Raw genomic sequence first — 1122 nt, 5'->3', positions numbered from 1 at the left:
CAACGATCCGCCATCTACCTCCTTTGTGTGCCACCTATGGTAATAGTCCGTATATTTGAATTGTTGAAAAAGAGCTGGCTTCTCTGGTGATATAAGCTCTGGCAGGGGTCCATACAAGCTTTCTTTCTCACTTGGGTGGAAAAAAACAACTACTGAAACTCTTGGTTCGTGAGATGAACTAGCTAACAGTCTATGTTCCACACTTTTATATTGGTCATTGGACAAAATCCGAAGTATATCTCCGATGTTAACAACAAGAGCTCCAGGAACATATTTAACATCCACCCACTCTTGCCCATGCTTAACCTGAAGCCGGCCATTCTGATGGGGTAGCAAAATCGTCAATGCTCCAGGATCTGTATGACACTTAATCCCCATCGTTAAATCAGGCTGTGGACAGTAGGAATAATAGTTGCCCACCATTATTGGCGCTTCTGTAAATGACAACTCCTTCAGCCTTCCCTTCTCCACTCCCAAACCTTCACACAACAGCTCCATCAACACCTCTGCAAGCTTTTTCGTGTATTGACCCCACCCCAGCATCTCATCTCTTATTATTTCAGGAATTTCATCCAGCTCTGGGAGAGTAGGACCCATCCTCAAATAGAATGCGTCGTTCCAGTTAGCAGCTTTAGAGTGAAACAAATCAACATTAGTCAAGAAAGCAAAGCCAGGGCTCATGTCCCTACGGTACACCCGAGCCTTGATCTCTGCCGGTTGTTCATGAAAGTCTTTGACGGCTCCAATCACACGCTCCAGAACTTCTGGTTCAATTCCGTGATTGGTAATCTGAAAAAATCCCATTTCACGCGAAGCACATGCAACTTTTTCCACTATGGTGGAGCGAAGGTCAGAGGTAAGGCCAGATAAATCAATAGTTGGAATGACTCCAGGATCAGGGAGGGTGGTGTTGGACATGGGTTTGATGTCTGATAGTGTTTCGGGTGGGTGGACGAAGAAGCGGGGAATGGTGGTGATACCTGAGTCGACTAAACCTTTGATACCGATTTTCGCGTCGTCGAACTCCTTGATATCTTTGGTTCTGTCATAGGTTTCTGTGTTTTTGATTGATGGCGCCATTATTAGGTTGTCTTTGTGTTTTTGAATTTGCGGTTGTTTCTG

At 44.9% G+C, this 1122-nt stretch carries 1 protein-coding gene; it reads right to left on the bottom strand.

All coding sequences use genetic code 11. From position 1 onward, the window contains the following. Nucleotides 1-1080 (bottom strand): 2OG-Fe(II) oxygenase family protein (locus tag FTV09_RS17830; RefSeq protein WP_180059013.1); only part of this gene is annotated, 1080 nt, incomplete at its 3' end. Nucleotides 1081-1122: the final 42 nt, after the last annotated feature.

Origin of the sequence: Acinetobacter sp. YH12227 (assembly GCF_013417785.1) — a bacterium.
Lineage (GTDB): Bacteria > Pseudomonadota > Gammaproteobacteria > Pseudomonadales > Moraxellaceae > Acinetobacter > Acinetobacter gandensis.
Note: the sequence above shows the minus strand (reverse complement) of the source record. Positions and strands in the feature narration are given on the sequence as shown.